Origin of the sequence: Mesomycoplasma ovipneumoniae SC01 (assembly GCF_000218525.1) — a bacterium.
Classification (GTDB): domain Bacteria; phylum Bacillota_I; class Bacilli_A; order Mycoplasmatales; family Metamycoplasmataceae; genus Mesomycoplasma; species Mesomycoplasma ovipneumoniae_A.
Genome location: NZ_AFHO01000005.1, coordinates 21,826 through 43,782, shown reverse-complemented (window position 1 = coordinate 43,782; position 21,957 = coordinate 21,826). Strand labels below are relative to the sequence as shown.

At 27.2% G+C, this 21,957-nt stretch carries 15 protein-coding genes; 10 read left to right on the top strand and 5 right to left on the bottom strand.

What is annotated here, in order from left to right:
* Positions 1-20: 20 nt before the first annotated feature.
* Positions 21-1,316, bottom strand: coding sequence for an ATP-binding protein (locus tag MOSC01_RS0101120; RefSeq protein WP_010320988.1), 1,296 nt, complete (start codon positions 1,314-1,316; stop codon positions 21-23).
* A 332-nt stretch (positions 1,317-1,648) separates the two neighbouring features.
* Positions 1,649-1,837 carry a KilA-N domain-containing protein gene (locus MOSC01_RS04520; RefSeq protein ID WP_202795918.1) on the bottom strand — a complete coding sequence of 63 codons (189 nt, stop codon included), beginning with the start codon at positions 1,835-1,837 and terminating at the stop codon, positions 1,649-1,651.
* Between the two features lie 178 nt (positions 1,838-2,015).
* Here MOSC01_RS04520 and MOSC01_RS0101115 point away from each other — a divergent pair, with 178 nt between their 5' ends.
* From MOSC01_RS0101115 to MOSC01_RS0101100, 4 genes are all read left to right on the top strand, one after another.
* Positions 2,016-3,044, top strand: coding sequence for a DNA cytosine methyltransferase (locus tag MOSC01_RS0101115; protein ID WP_010320987.1), 1,029 nt, complete (start codon positions 2,016-2,018; stop codon positions 3,042-3,044).
* A complete protein-coding gene (locus tag MOSC01_RS0101110) occupies positions 3,031-3,792 on the top strand; it encodes an Eco47II family restriction endonuclease (protein WP_010320986.1) in 762 nt (253 codons plus the stop codon). Before MOSC01_RS0101115 ends, MOSC01_RS0101110 begins: the two co-directional genes overlap by 14 nt.
* A gap of 478 nt (positions 3,793-4,270) precedes the next feature.
* Entirely contained in the window at positions 4,271-6,208 is a 1,938-nt protein-coding gene (locus MOSC01_RS0101105) for a S8 family serine peptidase (protein ID WP_237700249.1), read from the top strand.
* On the top strand, positions 6,198-7,631 hold the full coding sequence (locus MOSC01_RS0101100) for a hypothetical protein (protein ID WP_010320984.1): 1,434 nt from the start codon (positions 6,198-6,200) through the stop codon (positions 7,629-7,631). Before MOSC01_RS0101105 ends, MOSC01_RS0101100 begins: the two co-directional genes overlap by 11 nt.
* 157 nt (positions 7,632-7,788) lie before the next feature.
* Here the strand turns inward: MOSC01_RS0101100 and MOSC01_RS0101095 are convergent, their stop codons facing one another.
* From MOSC01_RS0101095 to dcm_N, 3 genes are all read right to left on the bottom strand, one after another.
* Positions 7,789-9,021, bottom strand: coding sequence for an MAG4270 family putative restriction endonuclease (locus tag MOSC01_RS0101095; RefSeq protein WP_010320983.1), 1,233 nt, complete (start codon positions 9,019-9,021; stop codon positions 7,789-7,791).
* 3 nt (positions 9,022-9,024) lie between these two features.
* Positions 9,025-9,804, bottom strand: coding sequence for a DNA (cytosine-5-)-methyltransferase (gene dcm, locus MOSC01_RS0101090; protein ID WP_237700251.1), 780 nt, complete (start codon positions 9,802-9,804; stop codon positions 9,025-9,027).
* 73 nt (positions 9,805-9,877) lie between these two features.
* Positions 9,878-10,228, bottom strand: a complete 351-nt coding sequence (gene dcm_N, locus MOSC01_RS04785) for a DNA (cytosine-5-)-methyltransferase N-terminal subunit (RefSeq protein WP_010320981.1) — start codon at positions 10,226-10,228, stop codon at positions 9,878-9,880.
* Between the two features lie 788 nt (positions 10,229-11,016).
* Between dcm_N and MOSC01_RS04835 the strand changes: the two genes are divergently transcribed.
* From MOSC01_RS04835 to MOSC01_RS04830, 6 genes are all read left to right on the top strand, one after another.
* Positions 11,017-11,406, top strand: coding sequence for a hypothetical protein (locus MOSC01_RS04835; RefSeq protein WP_237700248.1), 390 nt, complete (start codon positions 11,017-11,019; stop codon positions 11,404-11,406).
* 49 nt (positions 11,407-11,455) lie between these two features.
* On the top strand, positions 11,456-13,168 hold the full coding sequence (locus tag MOSC01_RS04100) for a putative immunoglobulin-blocking virulence protein (protein WP_237700250.1): 1,713 nt from the start codon (positions 11,456-11,458) through the stop codon (positions 13,166-13,168).
* Between the two features lie 23 nt (positions 13,169-13,191).
* Positions 13,192-15,663 (top strand): Ig-specific serine endopeptidase MIP, encoded by a 2,472-nt coding sequence (gene mip / locus MOSC01_RS0101065; protein ID WP_010320979.1) that lies wholly within the window; start codon positions 13,192-13,194, stop codon positions 15,661-15,663.
* A gap of 838 nt (positions 15,664-16,501) precedes the next feature.
* Positions 16,502-18,385: an AAA family ATPase gene (locus MOSC01_RS0101060; RefSeq protein ID WP_010320978.1), complete on the top strand. Its 1,884-nt coding sequence runs from the start codon at positions 16,502-16,504 to the stop codon at positions 18,383-18,385.
* Positions 18,372-19,223, top strand: a complete 852-nt coding sequence (locus tag MOSC01_RS0101055) for a hypothetical protein (RefSeq protein ID WP_010320977.1) — start codon at positions 18,372-18,374, stop codon at positions 19,221-19,223. The genes MOSC01_RS0101060 and MOSC01_RS0101055 overlap by 14 nt, the downstream gene beginning before the upstream one ends.
* Positions 19,224-20,451: 1,228 nt before the next feature.
* Positions 20,452-21,957: a hypothetical protein gene (locus MOSC01_RS04830; RefSeq protein WP_010320976.1), complete on the top strand. Its 1,506-nt coding sequence runs from the start codon at positions 20,452-20,454 to the stop codon at positions 21,955-21,957.

The window sequence follows — 21,957 nt, the reverse complement described above, 5'->3', positions numbered from 1 at the left end:
AATAAGTTGTTATTTAAAAATTATAAGTCTATTATTGATTCATTAAGTAAAAAATCTTCTAAACCAATGTATAAAATACCATTTTCATCGTGTTTTGGAATTATTTTGTTTCTTACTATAACTATTTTTTTAAATGAATCATTTATTTTTTTAAGCGAGGTTATTTCTTGTTCTTTTTTTTCTAAATTGTCAATATTAAATGCTGATTGAATATAGTATCTTTTGTGGCCTTTATTAATAACAAAATCTATTTCAAGCTGAATTTTTTTTCTTGTTGAGCCATTTTTAAATTCATGTTCTACAACACCAATGTCAATATTGTATCCTCTTCGAAGTAAATCGTTGTAGATTATATTTTCCATTATATGTGTGTTTTCTATTTGGCGAAAATTTAATCTTGTATTTCTTAGACCAATATCTGAAAAATAATATTTAAGTGGGGTTGAAAAATATTTAGAACCCTTTACATCGTAGCGATAAGCCCGTTGAATAATATAAGATTCTTCAAAAAATTTAAGATACTTAAAAATTGTATTTGATGATATGTGTATTTGTTTTTCTGACAAAAAACGATTTGCAAGCTTAGAGGGATTGGTTAAAGAACCAATATTTGAAGATGTAAAGTCAAGCAGGATTTCAAGTATTTGTTGCTCATTATATATTTGGTTGCGCTCAAGAATGTCTTTAATATATGTTTGCTTGAATAACTGCTTTAAATAATGACTTTTTTGTTCATCATTTTGCAATTTATAAATATGTGGCATACCACCATATACAAAATAATGTTCAAAAGCTTCTGATTTGTCATTAAATAATTCATAAACTTCAGCAAAAGATAAAGGATTTACATGTACTTGGTCTCCGCGGTCTCTGAATTGAGTTAATAAATCTGATGAAAGCATTTTAGAGTTGCTGCCAGTGATATAAATGTCTAAGTTACTATGTTTCATAAGACTTAAAAGCACATCTACAAAGGTTATATTTTTTTCATTACTTTCAATATAGGGATTTGATACATTTTCAGATAATTGAATTTCGTCAATGAAAATGTAGTACATTTTGTTTATATTTTTTGTTTTTTTCTTAATATATTCATTTAATCTAAATGGATTTCGGTATTCAATATTATCAATTTGGTCAAGAGCAATTGTTATAATTTGATTTTCTTTAGTTCCGTTGCTAAGTAGGTAATCACGATAAAAATTGAATAATAAATATGATTTTCCGCACCTTCTTATTCCGGTAATAATCTTGATTCTGCCATTCTCTTTTTTTTCAATTATTTGGTTTAGATAAAAATCGCGCTTTATTATCATTTTGCTACCTCGCTTGAAAAATTTAAGTGGATTTCCACCTTTTTATTTCAAAATAATTTTAACATAAACAGACTTATGTTTAGTAATAGTTTGAAAAATTTAAGTGGATTTCCACCTTTTTATTTCAATGTATCTAATATATTTAATTTAAATTTGTGAAAATACTTAAAACATTATCTATTTATAAATGCTTGTCTATCACTTTTTGTTATATAGTTATATTTTTTAACGCTATAATTAATATGAAGTTCCTGTCTAATTTGGAGCTTTTTTCTTTTTTATTTTAAAAAAATAATAGAAAAAAAATTTCTGCCACACAATTATTTTTTGCCTTAATTTGTGTTGCACTTGAACTTACTATTAAGTAAAAACCCCTTGAATTCGAGGGGGTTAAATTCAAGATTATTTAACTGTTCCCATATTCCTAAATATTCTACTGTATTATAATTTCTCATCCAATTTGCAACAACTACATTTGGTTTTTCACTATTTTTATACTTAGCAATATCTGTTAGACTTATATAGTCATTTTATTATACTTAAGTTATTGATTTTACGCCTGCATAATTAGAAAATTAAAGTCGATACTTACTATTTAGGGACTTGAGGAAATTCAAGTTTTTTGTTATAATTAAACAAGATAAAAAGGTAAGAGGGTGTGCATGAACAATCGTATGAGCCATCCAGGGGGATCTATTAATGAAGAGCGCATATACAAGTATTGAACTTTTTGCGGGTGCAGGAGGACTCGCCTTAGGCTTAGAGCAGGCAGGATTTAAGCACATCGGATTAGTTGAATATGACAAATATGCTGCTAATACACTAAAAGTTAACAGACCAAAATGGAATGTTATTTGTGAAGATATAGAGATTGTTGCTAAGAAAGATTTAGAAAAAGAATTTAACATAAAAAAAGGAGAATTAGATTTATTATCTGGTGGAGCGCCTTGCCAAAGTTTTAGTTATGCTGGTAAAAGATTAGGACTTGATGATGTTAGGGGTACAATGTTTTATCACTATGCAGTTTTTTTAAATAAATTGCAACCTAAAATGCTTTTGTTCGAAAATGTAAAGGGACTTTTATCTCACGATAAGGGGAGAACATTCAAGACAATTATCAATATTTTTGAGCAAGAGGGATATAAAATATTCTATGAGGTATTAAATGCCTGAGATTATGGTGTTGCTCAGAAAAGAGAACGATTAATTGTCGTTGGCATAAGAAATGATTTAGTTAATGATAAAGAATTTGTCTATCCTTTGAAATATGAATATAAACCAGTATTATCGGATATTTTACAAGATGTTCCTAGTAGTCTAGGCGCTAAGTATTCAAAAACAAAAGAAGATATTTTTTCATTAGTTCCTCCAGGTGGGTATTGAAGAGATATTCCTGAAAACATAGCTAAAGACTATATGAAGTCTTGTTGGTATATGGGTGGCGGAAGAACAGGGATACTAAGGAGGTTGAGTTTAGACGAGCCCTCACTGACAGTTTTAACTACACCTCAAATGAAACAAACGGATAGATGTCATCCAACAGAGACTAGACCATTTACTGTTAGAGAAAATGCTAGAATACAATCTTTTCCAGATGAATGGATATTTACAGGACCAATGGGTTCACAATACAAGCAAGTAGGAAATGCAGTTCCTTGTAATTTAGCTAAAGAAGTAGGCTTAAAAATATTGGAGAAGTTAGAGGAAATTAGATATGGAAATTTATAAGTTAGATTTTATTTCACAAGAAGATTTTGAAAAGCTTATAACTAATACTTTGAAGCAGTATAATGAAACGCTTGAGAGTATAAATTTAAAAAAATTCAATAGTAATTTAATTGATCCAATAAAATTACTTTTTGATAAAAATGTTTTTGATAAAAGTTTTGAAGAGATAATAAAATTGGAAATTCACAGACAAAGAGATAAAACTAACAATAATATAATTGGATATTTTCATCAAAATATGTTTAAGAATATTAAAAATTGTGAAGTTCCAGATCAAGGATGGGACGTGATTTTTACTAGCGATGATATAACATATTATGTTGAACTGAAAAATAAGCATAATACAATGAATAATTCATCATCGGCAAAAACATTTATGAAGATGCAAAATCATTTATTAAATGCAAAAGATAGAGATAGAAGCATTTGTGCATTAGTAGAAGTTATTGCTGAAAAATCTCAAAATATTCCGTGGGTTATTAGTCTTGATAAAGTGAAACAATCTTCTAATGAAAAATTAAGAAGAATATCAATAGATAAGTTTTATGAAATTGTTACTGGAGATAAAAATACTTTTAAATTAATATGTGAGCAGCTACCAATAACAATTGAAAAAATCATTTCTAATAATAAATCACTTAAAGTTCAAAAAGACACAGTTTTTGAAGAGTTAAAAAATATAGATAATGATACACTTATAGCACTATATAAACTAGCATTTAGTACTTATGAGGGATTTAGTTGATAGAAATTTTATGACAACTAGAAATATAAATCTAGTCTCTTTTTTCCTGAGTTTCCCAGTTTGATAATACAATCTTAAAAAAGTCTCCAGTTTTAGGCACTTGTTTAACTTTTTTGGCAAAAGTTAATTACAATTTTTTTACTGATTCACTAAAATATCAAAGTAAAAATCATACCTATTTTAAATATTTAGATCACAAAATTACGAACACTCCCGTAGAAAAATTAACAAAAGTACTGCACTCAAAATCTTGACAAAAAACTAGTTGGCTGATTTTTTTCTCCTAATTTTTATTTAGTTTTTATAACAACTTTTATTGAATCAGAACTATTTTTTGATATAATTAATTAAGAATAAAAAGATGACTTAGAAATTTCTTAACTGATATAAGTTAGATAGAAAATAAAATTGAATTAATACATAATAAGGTTTGGTTTTTGTGGTTAAAAAATTTAAAAAGTTAAAAAAGTTTACCTTATATTTGTTTGGTTTTACTTCAATTCCATTAATATACAGTTCGCTCTTTATAAATTGAAATAATAATAAGCAATATTGATATTCTACAAACTTTAGTAGTAAAATCGATGTAAGAGAGCCTTTTATTAAAAAATTAAATAAATCGTCAAAGGTTGAAAATCTAGATAATAATTTTGAATTAAAATTATTATTAAACCCTGACTTTTTAGATACTGAACCTAAAAAAATAACTTCTTTTAATATTGATTTTTTAGAAAAAATTAAGAAGTTAAACTTAAAATATAAAGAAGCAAAATATAGCCAAATGTTGCCAATTGTCTGGTTTTATTTTGATACTGAAAATGATCGAGAATTTTTTGTCAAAAATTCCTTAAAAAATTCTACTATCAGTCGATTTATTGTTTATAAAAATGAAGAAAAAGACAAACAAACAGGACATGTTGAAACGCTCGGTGATAATAATCCGTTAAATAATAATGATAATTATCATTCACTTTTTAGCGAGTCGTTAAATAAAAATATTTCAATAGTAAATTTTCAAAAACAACCAGCAAAAGACAATGAAAATCAAGATAAAGCCACCTCAAAGGTTGGTGCTATAGAATTTTTAGACAAATTTGACCAAAATTTTAATATATATTTTAATGAAAATCAATTAAATATAAACGATCTAGTCTCAAATAGACCCAAGCAAGCCGAAAAACCATATCATTCAACGCTAGTTTCATTAATTTTAGGCGGAAAAGCAGGTGTTGATAAAAAGTCGGATTTGTATTTATCAATATTTAAAACAGATGCTGAATGACATAAAGCAATTGAATGAATGGCTACTAAAGATGTAAGGGTAATAAATCACAGTTATGGAAATAAGTTTGTTGATTTTAAAGACTACAACGAAAATGCGTATTTACTTGATTTTTTAGCAAGAAAATACGGCGTAATTCATGTCTTTGCCGCAGGTAATGGCGCTGATAAAATTGACGAGGATGAATTTGGCAAAAATAAATCTAAGGATAATCCGTGAATTGATGATAGAAGCTTGTCACTAAATTCAATAGTGGTTGGAGCACTTGAAGATAATTCTAGTAATTTGAATATAGCAAAAAATGAAATAGCACCTTATTCTAATTTTAAAATTGGTGATGAATATTTGCAATTTGCTAAACCCTTAGTAGTAGCTCCAAGTCAGATTTATAATGTTCTTGATGATAAAAATCAATCCGGCCAAAGCAAAAAATATGTAAGTGGAACTAGTTATGCTGCCCCTATTGTAACCGGACTAATATCAACACTTTTAAGAGAAATACTTTTTGTTCGTGATGATTTTAGAGTTCCGGCAATAAAATCCCTTCTTTCTGTTTCTGCAATAAGTCCAAATCATATTGATTTGGATAAAAAAGATAGTGGTTATTATGAAAAATATGGGGCAGGAACCCCCGATTTTGAAAAAATGAAAAAAGCAGTAGATAATCAAAGTTTTATTTTCGGCAATAAAGAAAATGAGGGCAAAGTTATTTTTACTGGCAATAGGTTTTGAGTTAATTCAAATGAGACAATTAAAGCCTCTTTGTCTTGAAACTTTAACGCTGGTTTGCTAAAAAATAACGAAATAGGCCAAAATATATCTGGCTGATGGTGATTTTTACCGGCAATTAGCAGAAATGTTAGCCACGATTGATTACCGTTAGGGGCAACAAAAAAACGACAAGGTGGTACTTTTGTTTCAGATTATGATCTTTACTTACAAAAATTAAATTCAAATGGCGATTGAGTTGATGTTGCAAGATCTAATAGCATCCTGAGCAACGATGAATTAATAGATTTTAAGTCAAACGAATCTGCCTATTATCGTATTTATGTTAAAAATTATAGATCTTCTGTTTTTGAAAACTCGGAGGATGACAGATTAGTTGCTTCTTATTTGGTGTACAATGAAAATTAAACATTTTTTTAGTAAATTTATAGTTATAAGTTCATTAACTTTGCCATTTTTTTTGAGTTCATGTGGCCCATTTTTTAATTTGATTTCTACTAAACCTAAGCCAAGCCTAGATGAAGATAATCATAAATATAGTGGAGATTATTTTTTAAATCTATTAGAAAAACATTATGAAGAAAATAATGTAAAAAGGGCGACATTTTCGCCATTAAATTTTTTCTATTCCTTGCAAAAAGAAAAAAAAGATAGCAATGTAGCCCAAAATAAAACTCGAAATTATTTCCTTGGTAATAAAAACTCAATTGATATTTATACTCTTGAAGAATTTCAAAAAAAGATAGTTGACAAATCCAAAGAAATTACAAAAGAGGCCAATATAGATCGTTTTGTTAGCGCTGCTTCAATAAAAAAAGAATTTGAAGAAAAATTTCTAAATGGTACAACAATAGAAGAATCGCTTAAGAATAATAATATTTTAATTATGGAGCATTTTGGCGGAAAAAGTCTGTTATCGTCCAGACATTATTATTTTGATGATAAAGCCGACCGTTATATAAACATGACTCCTTTTTGTGCAGATGATATTCATTATAATCAGTATACGAATTTGGGGATTGTGCCAGTGTTTAGTCCATATTTTACCGTTGTTTTATACCCCAAAGATAAAAAAATTTATTTTCACTATGATTTTAATAAAGCTGACTCAGAAACTTTAGTAACTAAAACTAGAAAAATTTATCATGATCTTGAAAAAAGGTATGTACTTTCTAATTATTTAAAAAATAAAGCATTTTATGATATTTTCGATGAAATTAAGTCTATCCAAAAGAAAAACAAAATTCAATTTTTTAAATTAAAGCAGCCGTATGAAAAAGTTGCTGAAAAACTCGACCCTTGAGTCAATAATTTTTTTGAAAATAAACATGCGATAATTAAAAATTTAGAAGAATTTAAAGATAAAATAATTAATCGTATTTCAAAATTGGACTCAAGTTTAAAGATAGATGAAAATGAATTTATAAACGATTTTGAAACAAAAGTATTTAGTGGGAAAAAGCTAGATGATATCTTTAAAAATTCAAATATTTTTATATATGAAACATGAGAAAAATTTGTCTATGGTTCTCCACAATCTTATTATTTAAATTCTGATAATAAATCAACAACAGTAGAATTTGAGAAAATAATCATTACAAACGAAGAAAATAACAATATTTTTTTAGAACCTATTAGCCATTCAAATTATAGTTTTAATGCCTTTTCGCGTTTTTTCCCGTCATCAAAATTTAATAAACTTGCTTTTCAAATTTTGGTAGTTCCAAAAGAAAAAAATATTGTTTTTAATAAAAACATTAATCGTCTTAAAACACTCGAATCAGTAATAAAAAATTATTTACCACAATGAAAAACGGAAAAAACGGGTTAGTACAGATTTATTTTTCAAAGACCTATCAAACTTTTTTGCCAATTTCTTATTAAATTGTTTTATATACATGCAAAATTGACTGTTTGTGTTAATTTTGCATTTTTCTTTTTTCCAAGTTTCCCGGTTTGATAATACAATCTTGAAAAAGTGTCCTGGTTTATAGTGTTAATTTTCTTTGTCCGGGTTTATTCTTTACTATAGAATTTCTTAAATAGAGATTATCTAAAATATCACGAGTAATTTTTTCTTTTGGAAGATCGGTAATTTTATTAGATATATGCTTGCATGGTTGTGCTGAGTTGCAACAGTTAATCACCAATTTTCCATTATCGGAATCTCATGTAAATTTATTTGTATCAAACTGACTATGTGACGTTTTATCTAAAGCTATTAAATTATGAGCTTCTGTGATTTTTTTAAGAAAGTCTTTTACTTGACGACTGTCAAGCTCTTGGCTTTCCATATTTACTAGTTTTACTATTTTATCTTTAATTCTTTCAACTGGGAAAATATGTGCCTTGTCTAAAGGAATTTGTTTATCCAAATTAAGAATATTAATAGAATCTATCTTAATATTTTTCATTTTTGTTCTTTCTTTTTTTACTAAATAATTAATTTCATGTAATGATAAATGCTTTTTAATATCTGCTAAAACTTTTTTGCCACTTTCTATATTTAATTTATTGCTAGTGAGTTTTACAAATAATTGATAAACATTGTAAAGTTTTGAATTATTAGGAGCTTCTTTAAATCTATCAAAATAATTTTTATCATCTAATAAATCATTATCCTTATAAATATTCTTATAAATACCATCATATTCATTTTTATTATTTTTTTTATTATTTTTAAAATCAGAATAATGTGTGAAAAAGAGTGCAAAATAACTGGTATTTTTATCAAAATTTGCCTCATCATCTAAAATAATAGGAGCATTTTCAGGTTTCAATAATTCTCCAGTTGGATTGGTACCATAGATAAATGTGGATAAACTTTTAATTGTGGTTAAAAAATTTGGTGTTCTTAATAGTTGATTTAAGTGTACAATTTCATCATTATTTAAGATTTGTAAATCATCTTGATTATAAGTTCTAGATTTTCTATCTTTTTGAACAACTTTTTGCTTAAGACTATTAAAAAACTCTTCCCTTTTTTCATAATAACAACACCTTGTTCTATTAATATGCTCTCGTTCATGGAATTTTCTAAGTCTTTGAGTTACTAATTTAGACATGACACAACTATTAATTTCAATATAAAAATGATGAATTACTAAACTTTCAATATCATAAACAAAAAATATTTCCCCTTTAAATTGTGGTTTATCTTTGTTTTCTGAAAAGTGTTTGCTTCTAATTTTTAATTTATTCCATCTTAAAGTTACACTCATCTATTACTCCTTTTCTAAAAGCAAAACAATTTTTTCAAAAAGTGCTTTTAGAACTTCAATAGATATTGAATTACCAGCTAAAAATATTATAGATTTTGGTTGAACTAAATTTGTTTTATAAATTTTATGAGCATCACCCGCTGTAAAACCCATATATTTAAAGGACTCATAAAAATTTATTTCTCTTATGTAGTTTTCTTTAATCAAAAATTTAAGTCTAGAGTTAGCCCCTGATGCTGTAAGTGTTGGTCCGAAAAAGTCAGGATAATAAATATAGTTTTCAGAATTAAATTTAGTAAAATTAATAATTTCCCTTTTCTTAATACTTGAGTTTGTTATTCTAGGGCTTGTTAGTTGATATTTAAAAATTTTGTTAGCTAGATTTTCTTCATTTGGTAGATGAGTAAAATCTAAAATCTTCTTTAAATTATTGTTATGTTTTATTGGGGTTGGTCACTCAAATTTTTTATTAGTCAACCAAGAAACCATAAAAACTCTTTGTCTATTTTGACATGATCCAAAATCAGTAGAGTTTAAAATTTTTCATTTACTTTTGTAGCCTAAAGTTTTTAAAAAATTAATTCAATTATTAAATTCACCACGAAATTTTTGGCTAGCTAAATTTTTTACATTTTCCATCAACAAAACTTTAGGTAAATTATCTAAATTATTTTCTAAAATTCTTTTAATTTGCCAAAGTAGCCCGCTTCTTGTTGAAGGATTAAGGCCTTTTTGTAATCCTTGTGTCGATAAGTCTTGGCAAGGGAAAGAATAAGTAAAAATATCTATATTTTTAGGTATTTGATTAACTTGACTAATATCTGAATATCAAAAATAATAATTATTTTTATTATTCTTAGAGAGAGAGAGAGAGAGACGGGTTATTGAGCATTTTTAAAAAATAAGGATAAATTTTACGCAATTTATCTTCCTTCATTTTTTGAAAATAATTTTTAGACACTAAATTTTTACTATCTATTGAAACCCTTAATGAAGAAAGTTGATCAATAATTACTTCTATTGGTGTTTTTGTATCTGGTGGTAAGACTTTATAATTAATAATTTGATAAGAAATAATAGCGTGAATATATCACTCAATAATTCCTAATGATTCAACTTCAAAATTTAGAGTTTTTCCTACCAATTTGAGCGCGCGCAATTGTGATCCTAGACCAGCAAAAGCTTCAAAAATAGTTATTTTTTTCATAAATAATCTTTCTTCAAAAATTACTTTATATTATAACGCGTAATAAAAACTTAAAATAAATTCAAAGACTATAGAAATCGTAAATTTTACAAAAAGTGTATAAATTTATAGCAAATTTTAAAAAAACCCAGCCAAAATAAACCAGGGCAAAAAAAGTTAACACTAAGGTGTTGACTTTTTTGTCAGAGTTTAGGAGGAGACTAACACCAAAAGTGTTAGTTTTTTTAATTTTTTTTGCAAAAGTTAATTACAATTTTTTTGCTGTTTTATTAAGATATCAAAGAAAAAATCATACCTATTTTAAATATTTAGACCACAAGCAAACTCAGAAAAATCTTTTTTAAAAATGCTTAAAATGACTAAACAACCAGAAACAAAACTACCAAAATTCAGAAAATTTAAAACTTTTGAACGTTCTTTTTGTACAAAATATTCATTTTTTACTTGAAAAAAATTATTAATGGTTTAAAATTTTTAATATATATTTGAACTTTCTATAAAAAATCACATTTTAAAAAAGAGGTTGGCACATTAATTTATACTAAGTCCCCCTTTTTAAAAATTTTCCATTTTAAAATATCAGCAAGAGGCGTTTCTTAAATTCAAAAAAATATAGAGAAAATTATTAATTTGACTGTTTTTGGCAAAAATAATTAAATTAATAATAAAAAGGCGATTAAAACTACATAAACTAACAAATTTAAAATTTGTAGTATATTTTTTATTTTTAAAAAATAAAAAATTTGTATAATTAATATATCCTATATGAAAAGTAATAAGGAGGAAATATGCAAATTTATATTCCAAGAAGAAAAAAAATAATAATTTTAGCCGCATCCGCTATGGTTTTAGTTGGTGGTTCTTTTGCTAGTTCCTTAGCTAATAATTTTATTAGCTCCAGTAATGAAATTCACTATAGTTCTTCGTCCCCTTCAATTGTAATTAAAAATAATCCAAATGATTTAACTTATGTCTCACCGGTCGTGAATTCTGATTTTAAACCTCAAGAAAATAACCAACCTAAAGTGGATTTAGTTAAACCAAAAGAAGAAACACCCAAAGAGGTAATTAAACAAGAAACCCCTAAAGTTGAAACAAAAATAAAACAGCCGGTAGTTATAACCAAAATAGAAACTCCGGTTCAAAGACCTTCAACGCCACGTCGCTCTCTCTCCTAGGAAACCTGCAGAGGTTTCAACCCCAAATACTCAAACTAGATCACCAGTAATTGTTCAAAATTCATCGCCAGTTCCAGCAACTCGTCAAAACCCAACCCCTGGAGTTTCTCAGTCAAGAATTCAGTACGCCCTTGAAAGATACAGAAAAGGTCTTGCTAACGAAATTAAAACTATTGAATCTCGAGTTGCAAACTTGCAAGCCGAAGTTAATGAAATCGAGCGTTCTTATAAAGAAGATTTTGATAAAGATCATATTCGCGGCAAAATTCCTAAAACTGACGCAGGACGTGACCTCTGAAAAGAAGCCTACCAAAGAAGAATTGATCTTCCTAGATATAATTTAAATCGTGAAAAACAATATTTAGAATATTTAAAAAACCTTCCAGAAAAAACTTCCCTTACTTTGGAAGAACTAAAATCACTTAGACAAGGTTTGGTTCCTTCACTTGATACGATTAATGCTTGAGAATATGAAGATGAAAGTAAAAATCCAACTTTAAATAGACTAAAAAAACATAACGCAAGTCGTACTTTTAACACTCCAAGTTGGTATTCTTTAAGTCCGTGGAATATTTCTAATGGTGAATTTCCCGGTTGGACAAAATCAGATGTAAGTTCAACTTTTTCCTCAGAAATTGGTAGTTTTACTAATTCAATTAAGGTTTATGAATATAAACCTAATTCAGAAAATGAAGATAAAAATCGTCAACCTTTAAAATTAATTCAGCTTGATGCTAATGATAATAATGCCTTTGAAAAATTTCAAGAAATTATGTCAAAAATTTCACAAAAGGACGGCAAAGTTCAAGCTATAAGGATAAAAAATATTGGCGAAGCTAATTCGCTTCAAAATGCTTCAAGCATTCTTGAAGCTATTCCTAGTCAAATTAATACAGTTTCAGTATTTTTAAATAATATAAATGCAACTAAGTCCTTACGCGGTCTTGAAAGTAAAAAATTAAAAGAACTGTCAATTTATACAGAAATTAATTCAGTAAGTGATGAATGAAGTATTAATCCTAATGGCCTAAAAAATGTTGATTTTATTAGTTTTGACTATAATAATCAGGCAACTTTTGATCAATCTCAAGGTAAAATTGGTGGTTCAATAGTTTTTTCAGGTCTAAGATGAGAAAAAGGTGACACTGTTGACAAAATTAACGAGGGTCTCTCAATAGTTTTTGACTCAAAAATTAATCAGCGAGTTTTCCAAGGAAATTTTGGTGGAAAAGGTGGCTGGCCAACCACACTTGATTTTTCAGAAACAGATGTAAATACTTTTAAAGGGATAAAATTTGCTGATTTTGATAAAACTTTTAACGAAAAAGTTAAAAATTGGGAAGATGATCCTTTTGCTCAGGAAAATTATACTGGCTTTAGAAAATTAAAGTTCACAAGATTCATAATCAAAGGTTCAAATTCTAATGGTGCAAATAGTCTAAACTTTAAATTTTCTGATCTTGATGGTGCCCAATTTACTGAAAGATTTTCTGAATCTGTACCTGGAAGTAGTCCAAGAGTTGATGTAAAAATTAACGGACAACAAATTAATTCTTACCCTGTTTATATTTCTGGATCACCAACAGGCGATTCAGTTGAACAACTGAGAAAATTCATTAGTGTTGCAAATGGATCAGGAAATAATATAAGTCAAATTTTTGTAGAAACTGAAGAAGCAAGAAGTAAAATTGGCTCAACAATTGGAACAGCTCAGGTTCTTGTTGGTAGTCAAAACAGCTCAAGTTCTTCTGGGCTTGTCTAATTTAATTTTTTTGGTGGTGAAATATGAAAAAAAATAATTTTTTAGTAAAAAACAAAGCACTTTTCTTACTTTTTGGACTTGGTTTAAGTAGTTTTGTTTTTTACTCATGTACAACTAACAATGAAATTAAAGCCGAGCAACCAAAAACCGCTCCAAAGCCAGGGGGTGGTAGTCAATCAAGTACTGAAACTAACCAGCCCAAATTTGATCAAAACACCCAAAAAAGTTTTGAAGACAAAATAAATGCCGCTTATTCAACTTTTGAATCTAGTGCGTCACAGACTTCTTACCAAAATCTTGCAAAAACTCTTGATGAAGTTAAGACTTCACTGTCTCAATTGTTTCAAAATGAAGATTTAGAAAAAAAACAAATTGACTGAGATAGTGCTAAAAAAACTTTGGATTTTCAACTTGAAAAAACTGGCTACCAAACTGATAATTTAACTAAATTAATAATTGGATCTTTTTTAGATATTCTAAAACCAGTTGAAAAAACAAGAGAACTGCCACAGCAAAACCAACCAGAAATCCCCGAAGATCGCGTTAATAAATATTATGAACAACTAAATACTGTTGCCCCAAAAGGACAAAATTGGGCAATTGTAAAAGATGGAAAACGAACTGTTGAAGATCAATATAAATACGATTTTCCTGATAATGAATGAAGATATTACCTTGAAAAATACGGTGGCGGCGGAGCTAAAGTTCTTGGACTTGATGACCCTGATGGACTTAGTGATTATCCGCTTGGAAATACTAAAAAAGTCTCTTCAAATTTAAAATCAGCTTTAGATCAAAAAGCCAAGCATGCAAATCAACCTTTATATGATAATGCTTCGCAGCGAACTTTTGTCTTGCCAAAATATGACAGTTCTGGACAAATAACAGGGATTGATATTCCCGAGCATCACAAAGGCGATACATCACCCGCAATTCACCTTGATCCCCAGACTGGACAAGTTTTAAGAGGTGGACCTGGAAGAGTTGGCTTGCCACGGATTTTGCCAAACCAAGAATATAAAAAATTGACAAAAAGTGCAATTTCTGTTGCTTTTAGAAATGGTCAATTTTTAAGAACTCACAACGGAAAAGAGGGTGAGCCTGATTATTTGCCACCTAATGAAATAGTTCATTTCAATAATTTGCACAGAGGAACCCTAAATATTATTGACTATAAAAAAGAAGATGGTAATAAATATCCCTTAACTTGGTATTTTATTACAAATGCGCACGTTTTAAATCGACTTCAAGTTGCAAATGATTATCATGAAGGTAAAATTTATGGCCGTGATGATGATGCTTATAACACTCATAACCGTCAATATAATACATGAAGTTTGGTTTTTACAAAAATTAAAGATTCTGTTAGTCTAAATAATATAATGCCAACAACCGGCGAACCTCGCTACCAAAATTACTATGATACAGTCAATCTTACCGTGCGAACAAAAAATTCAAACATTCATAATGCCGGAAAAACACTTGATACTTCAAATAATTTTGCTGTAAATGATGAAAAACTTAACAATAACCAAGAAATTCCAAAAGATGCTGAACTAAATGTTAGAACAATTGTCTTTGGCTCTAATGTTTTTGACAAAAAACTAGGCGACTTTACAAATCAAGAAAAATACAAAAATATGGAAGAATTGCTTGATTTTGCAATTATGGAAGTCACCTTTGACAACGAAGAGCAAGCAAAAACAATCACAAAAGACTGGTATGATGAACATCAAGACCAAAAAACTAACGACAAATCAACAGCAATTACCTCTGATGCTGACTTTTTAAAAGATGAACAATATGAAAAACTACCAGCAAATCAATTTTATGGTCTAGGTTTTCCACTCACAGAAGCAGAGACAAGTCAAACTTTAAATGAATTTAAAAATAAAAATGCTTGAGAAACAAGAAAACATAGCGTTAGTCCTTATGTAAATAAAGATAATGCTCTCTATTTTAATCAAGATCCAACTAACCAACAATTACAAAATGGTGGTGATCTTTCTTGATCAAGATCTTATCGTTCATTTATGAATAAGCCTGGTCTCACTGATATTTTCATTGCAATGCCTTATGTAAGTAACGGTTTTATTAAAATTACTAAATTTGATTCATCAAAAAATGAATTTAGTCATACTCCTTATTTATTTTGAGGTTTAGGTACTTTACTTGATAATTTCACCGGCGGAGGAGGAATGTCAGGAACTGGAATATATAAAGATAATAAACTATATTCATTAGTTTTTGCAACTGATCCGCGGGCTTCAACTGCTGTTAGTTTAAATTTAAGATCATATGGTAATGACTATAAAGGTTATTATGGAAGTTATAATTTACCAAAATATGACCTAATTTATGGTTCAAAACATCAACGAAAATCATATTTTCAAGCAATGCAACAACTTTATAAAGATAAAGGAATTAAAACTTATCTCTTCCCAAATGGTTTTGATGACTCGCAAAAAGTTGATGTTTTTGGCGACTGAAATTAGTTAAAAATAATATAAAAAAAGCATTTATTCACAATTTTAATTGTTAAACCCGAGTTTCCTAGTCTGATAAGATAATCTTAAAAAATTGTCCGGTTTAGTTTTTCGTGCTTTTTAACTTTTTTGGCAAAAGTTAATTACCTACTTTAAAACACTAACAAAAATCAATTTATGGATAAAAATACAACTACTATTTAAACTTAATGTAAATAGAAAACTCGTTTTTACTTACATTGAGCCTAAAAAAATATATGAAGTTTTGAAAGAACAATAATTAAAAGCCATAAATTTGAAGATTTCTAAACGGGTAAATTTAAGGCATTCCATCATGTTTAAAAACATAATGGAAAATTCGAGCTGTCTGATTTTTTTATGACAAAAACATCCTTAATTCCTCCCTAATTCAATATTAAAATTTATTAATTCATTCCTAGTGTGAATTATTATAACATAATTTTATTTTAGTCCAAACATTTTTTTACAAAGGGTTAATTTCAAAACTATAAAAATTAAGGTTTTAGCGTCAAAAAATACTGATTTACCGGTATTTTTGCATATTTATATTCACTAAAAAAGTGAATTTTTGCCATCAAACTACCAAACTCAGGTTGGCGACTAAAATAGTTAAAAATAATATAAAAATCATTTATTGTCAGTTTTAATTGTTAAAAATTTATGCTATAATTTTCTTAGGATAATTTTTACAAACAGCCCTAAAATTTATAGGGTTGCTAGAATGAAAAACAATAGAAAAAACTAGACACGGTTTTTCTATTGTTTTATTCTATAAAAAAACTTAAATTGATATTATTTATAATTAGATTCAATAACTAAGGGAATTATGACTAGAAAAAAAGAAAAACAAAAAGCAAAAAATATTGCAGAAAAACTTACAGAAGAACAACAAAATGTTGTTAATTTAGCATTAAAAGGTGAAAATATCCTAGTTGATGCTTGTATTGGAAGTGGAAAAACATCAGTAATTCAGGTTCTCTGTGACAAATTTCCTATTGATAAAAAAATTTTATACTTAACTTACAATAAGCTATTGAAAATTGAAGCTAAAAACAAAATTAAAAACAAAAATGTTAAGGTACAAAATTATCACGGATTTGCATACGGACTTTTGTGAAGAAATGGTATTAATTCTTCCTCCGCAGATTCAATTAGAATATTTTTAAGAAATAATATTTCTGTTGGCACTTATGATGTTCTACTAATTGATGAATATCAAGATATTACTGAAGAAATATCTCAGTTATTGGAAAGAATAAAACAAGAAAATCCTAATATACAAATTGTTGCTGTTGGAGATATGAGTCAGAAAATTTACGATAATACAAAATTAAATGTTACTGATTTTATTAATAAATTTTTAGAATCATATAAGAAAATTAGCTTAACATTTTCCTTTAGAATGCCAAAAGAACATGCTAATATGCTGGGCAGAATTTGAGATAAAACAATTAATGGAGTCAACGAAAATTGTCAAATCCAATATATGGAACTAGAAGAAATTAAGGAATTTTTGGCTACACAAAAACCTGCTGATATCTTATGTTTAGGACCCGGATTTAGTGAAGAAATGGCAGAAGTATTAAACTATCTTGAAGAAAATCATAGTGATATTTTTAATAAAAAAACCGTTTTTGCTTCTATAAGAGAAAAAGATGCAAATTTGTCTCCCAAAAAAAATTCAGCTATTTTTACAACATATGATAGCTCAAAAGGATTGGAAAAACCTATTTGTGTTATTTTTAATTTTACCATAAATTATTGAGAAAACCGCTTAGATAAAATTACTGCAAATTATGAAATTGTAAAAAACATATTTTGTGTAGCGGCAAGTAGGGGGAAAGAAAAAATCATCTTTTTAAATCCAAAGGAGTCAGTCCCATTATTAAATGAAGAAATCATCAAACAATACAAAAATTTTACAAAAAGAGACAGTGATTTATTTTTAATGTCTGAAATGTTTGATCACAAGTTTGATATTGATCTTCAAGATATGTTAAAAATGCTTGAAGTAAAAAAAATTAAAACTGAAGATACAACCGAAATAAAAGTACAAACACACGATGATTTAATTGATCTTACACCATGTATAGGGATCTATCTTGAAGCATCTTATTTCGATGATTGGGATTTAGATAAAGAAATTGAGTTTTTTATCGCAACTAGATATTGAGATTCACCAAACATGCAAAAAAAGTTAATACTTGAGTATGAAAATTACATCAAAGAAAGAAATTCAATAAAAGATTTAACACTCTTTTTTGTTTATTTGAAAACACAACAAGAAAGATACATTAAACAAACGCAGCCCGATTTTGTTGATGATAATGCTGTTGATCAAATGCATAAAAGATTATCAAAAGTGCTTGAAAAAGACGAGATAATTCAACAAGAATGTTGAATGGACTTTAGCGATAATAATCTCACATTAAAAGCTCAGGGAATTGCTGATGTTATCAAAAATGATATAGTTTATGAACTTAAATTTGTTAGCGATTTAACAACTGCTCATTTTTTACAAACTGCTTCATATATGTTGGCCTTAAAAAAGGAAAAAGGTATATTGTGAAATATTCGAAATAACGAAATGCACGAAATTAGAATCAAAAATCGGGAAGAATTTAGCGAAAAACTTGCACAAACAATTTCAAAAGGAGCTTATAAACCTAAAAGTCAAAAAGAATTTGAGGAATCAGATGGAAGCAATTAAAGAACAAAAAATTACTGACATGAATAAAAACATTGCTGTAATTGATGTAGAAACAAACTATGAAAATGAAGTTTTTTCTGTTGGAGTTGTAATTGCTGATAGTGCTGATTTTCAATGATTTGATAAACAATATTGAATAATAAAAAACAATTGAAAAGTAGGCGGAATGTATGCTCATAACATTTGAGTTCCTCTTCCCGTTGAATTTAGAGAAGAAATTAATGTTGTTAAAACACACCAAGAAATGATTGCTCAACTAATTCATTTCTTGAAATCTTATAAAGTAAAAAATTGGTTTTCATATACAAAATTTGATTTTAGACATTTGCCTGAATTGCACAAATCATTCGAGCATAACGATATTTCTATATTCGCTAAAAGCAAGCAATTTAACAAACATATCCCATTAAATGCAGAACTAACTAAAAAGGGCGATTTAAAAAGTGGATGAAACGCACAAAATATATATAGAATGTTAACCAAAGATCAAAGTTATATTGAAACACATAATGCTTTGCTTGATGCAATGGACGAATTACGAATTATGGAATTATTAGGTTTAGATATTGAAACATTTCTAAATCCAGATAATAATAAAGAAAAAACAACTAGTCCAAAAAAAATTAATTTGACAAAAGCAAGTTTGAACAAGAAAAGCGCTCTTAAAAGCGCAAAAAGTACAAAAAACGCAAAAGGCACAAAAACTGCAAAAAGCACAAAAAGCGGAAAAAGTACAAAAATTGCAAAGACTGCTAAAAGTACAAAAACTACAAAAAGTGCTAAAAGCACTCTTAAAAGTACAAAAACTACAAAAAGTAAGAATTTAACTTTAAATTAATCCAAAATTTTATATTTTTTAGTTGTTATTCTCTGTTATTTGATTTAAAAAGATAGAATTTCACAAACAATAAAGAATAATAAACTAAATTTAGAAGCAAGAAACTTAATATTTTTTGCAAAATGTCTTTTAGCAAGTGAAAATACTGTAGAACAACTTGCTAAAATACATAAATAATTGTTATTCCTGAGTTTCACAGTTTGATGAGATAATCTTAAAAAAGTGTCCTGGTTTAGTTTTTGGGTGCTTTTTTAACTTTTTGGCAAACACACGAAAAATAACTATCAAAGCAAAAATACTAAATTTTAAATCTAACCATAATGAAAGAAAAAATATAACTACTATTTAAACTCAATGTAAATAGAAAACTCGTTTTTACTTACATCGAGCCTAAAGAAATATATGAAGTTTTGAAAGAACAATAATTAAAAGCCATAAATTTGTAGATTTCTAAACGGTCAAATTTAAGGCATTCCATTATATTAAAAAATATAATAGAAAATTCGCATTTTCTGATTTTTTTATGATAAAAACATAATTAATTCCCCCTTAATTCTGATTTCTAAATTTATTAATTATTCTTAAGTGATGCTAATTATAACATAACTTTATTTTAATCCAAGCATTTTTTTTTTTTTTTGCAAAGGGTTAATTTCGAAACTATAAAAATTAAGACTTTAGGTCAAAAAACAAGGATTTACGGGTATTTTTACCTATTTATTTGGCTAAAAACTAAATTTTTACCATCAAACTGGGAAACTCAAGATATAAATAAAACACTTTTGCAAAAATTTTTGTTGTAAAAGTGTTTTTATATTTATTTATCATAAATCTAAGTTTTTCTATTAAAACTATAATTTTGTATTTTAATTTTAGTTTTTCTGCTAAAAGCCATTTAAAATTGCTATAATTTATATTATAGATAGTTTATTTCCCATTCATAGTTCAGTTTTTAGTGAAAATATAGATATTTATTCTTAACCAGCTTATTCTTTTGCTTCTTTGCATCTTAAGAAAAATACATTATTTAACCACTAAAATTTAATTTTGAAAAGAAAAGAGGGAGGATTTTGACAACACATTAAATTAAACTCTGGAAATTCAAAAAAATCAAATGCAGAATTAATAAGATATACAGCTGAAAAAACAGGAATTTATCGGTTAGTTGTTTAAAAAAATAAATCCTCTTTGTTTGAAGATTCAATAGATGATGATTTGGCGGTTTCACATGTCATTCAATAAGAGAAAATATTTATTTTTAGCACCTTTAATTGTTTTACCGTGGATTTTTCTAGCTATAATTTTTGCGCTTCAAAATAAAAATAACAATTTTGAAGCAAAAATTTCACCCCCTAAAAAAAATAATTTATTCACTATAAACATAAACGATAATGAAAATTTAAAATCTAAAATTTCTCCCAATAATAATTTGTTCACTATAAGCTTAAAGGATACTGAAGCTTTAAAATCTAACATTTTTTCCTATAGTGATTTAGTACGGATTGATAAAAAAAAGACTATTTGGCTTAAAAATAGTGACTGAATACCGATTTTTTTGAACAACCATGAAAAAATTCAAGAAATAATCAAAAAATATCTATATTTTGAAAGTGACAATTTTAAAACTTACAACGACAAAGAATTCGATAAATTGTCCACCTTTTTCTCCAAAGAGTATGACAAAGCTACTACTGAAGGTGATAACTTCCAAAAATTAACAGCAAATTGACGTTTTGTTGATTACGAAAAAATATTTACTAAAAAATTTTTTATTATCGATGGTCTTAATCAGTATAAGGAATTTTTTAAAGAATCCGATCTCAAAGAACCCTTTTTAAAATACGAAAACGATAATGAATTTTTTGCTAAAAATTTATTTTTTACATACATTGCCGGGAAAAGATTAGCTAACCCGTTACTTATAAATGAAAACTATTTGCCCACTAATTTGTTCCCCATTAAATTTTTGACTTATAAAAATCATAATTTTATTATTTCACTACCAGAAAAACTTTTTAATTATGAAGATGTAAGTAAAAATAGGAGGGGAATTCCAGAATCAGATGATTGATTTGAGGTTTATTTTAAATTTTATCCAAAAGACAATTTTCAAAAAACAAACGAATTATCAACTATAAAATTAAATAAAATTCAGGATTTATATTTTTATAACTCGCTAGATAAAACATCGCCAGAATTTGAGACTTTTTTAGATGTAATGAACAAAAAAGAGAAAATTTTAGCCCATAATAATTTGAAGATAACCACATTATACGGGTCCAAAAATGAACAATATTCAAAAAATGAACCCAAAACAGAAATTTTTTCAAATTTTGGCGATGTAAAGCAATTTATTTATAATAAAAATTTATCTAAAAACCTTGAATGAGAAGAAGCATTTCACCTCTCCAATTTATTTATTCCTGGCAAAAATATTCATGAACCTGAAAAATTTAATAAATTCATTCTCAAGTCTCAAAATGTAGATGAAATTTTTCTTGATGAAGTTTTTTATTCAGAAGTTGACAAAAACTCAGGCAAAATTACGCTGTATTCTTTAAATTACAAATCAATTTTTCCAGAAACCTTAAAAAACATTGAAAATTTAAATTTTAAAAATTTACTCATGTTTGAAAAAATTAATTTTGGCGATATAAATATTAAAAATGTTGAGTTAAAAATAGTAAATTCACTCGAAGAATTTAATAATATATATAAAAAAATACAAGGATAG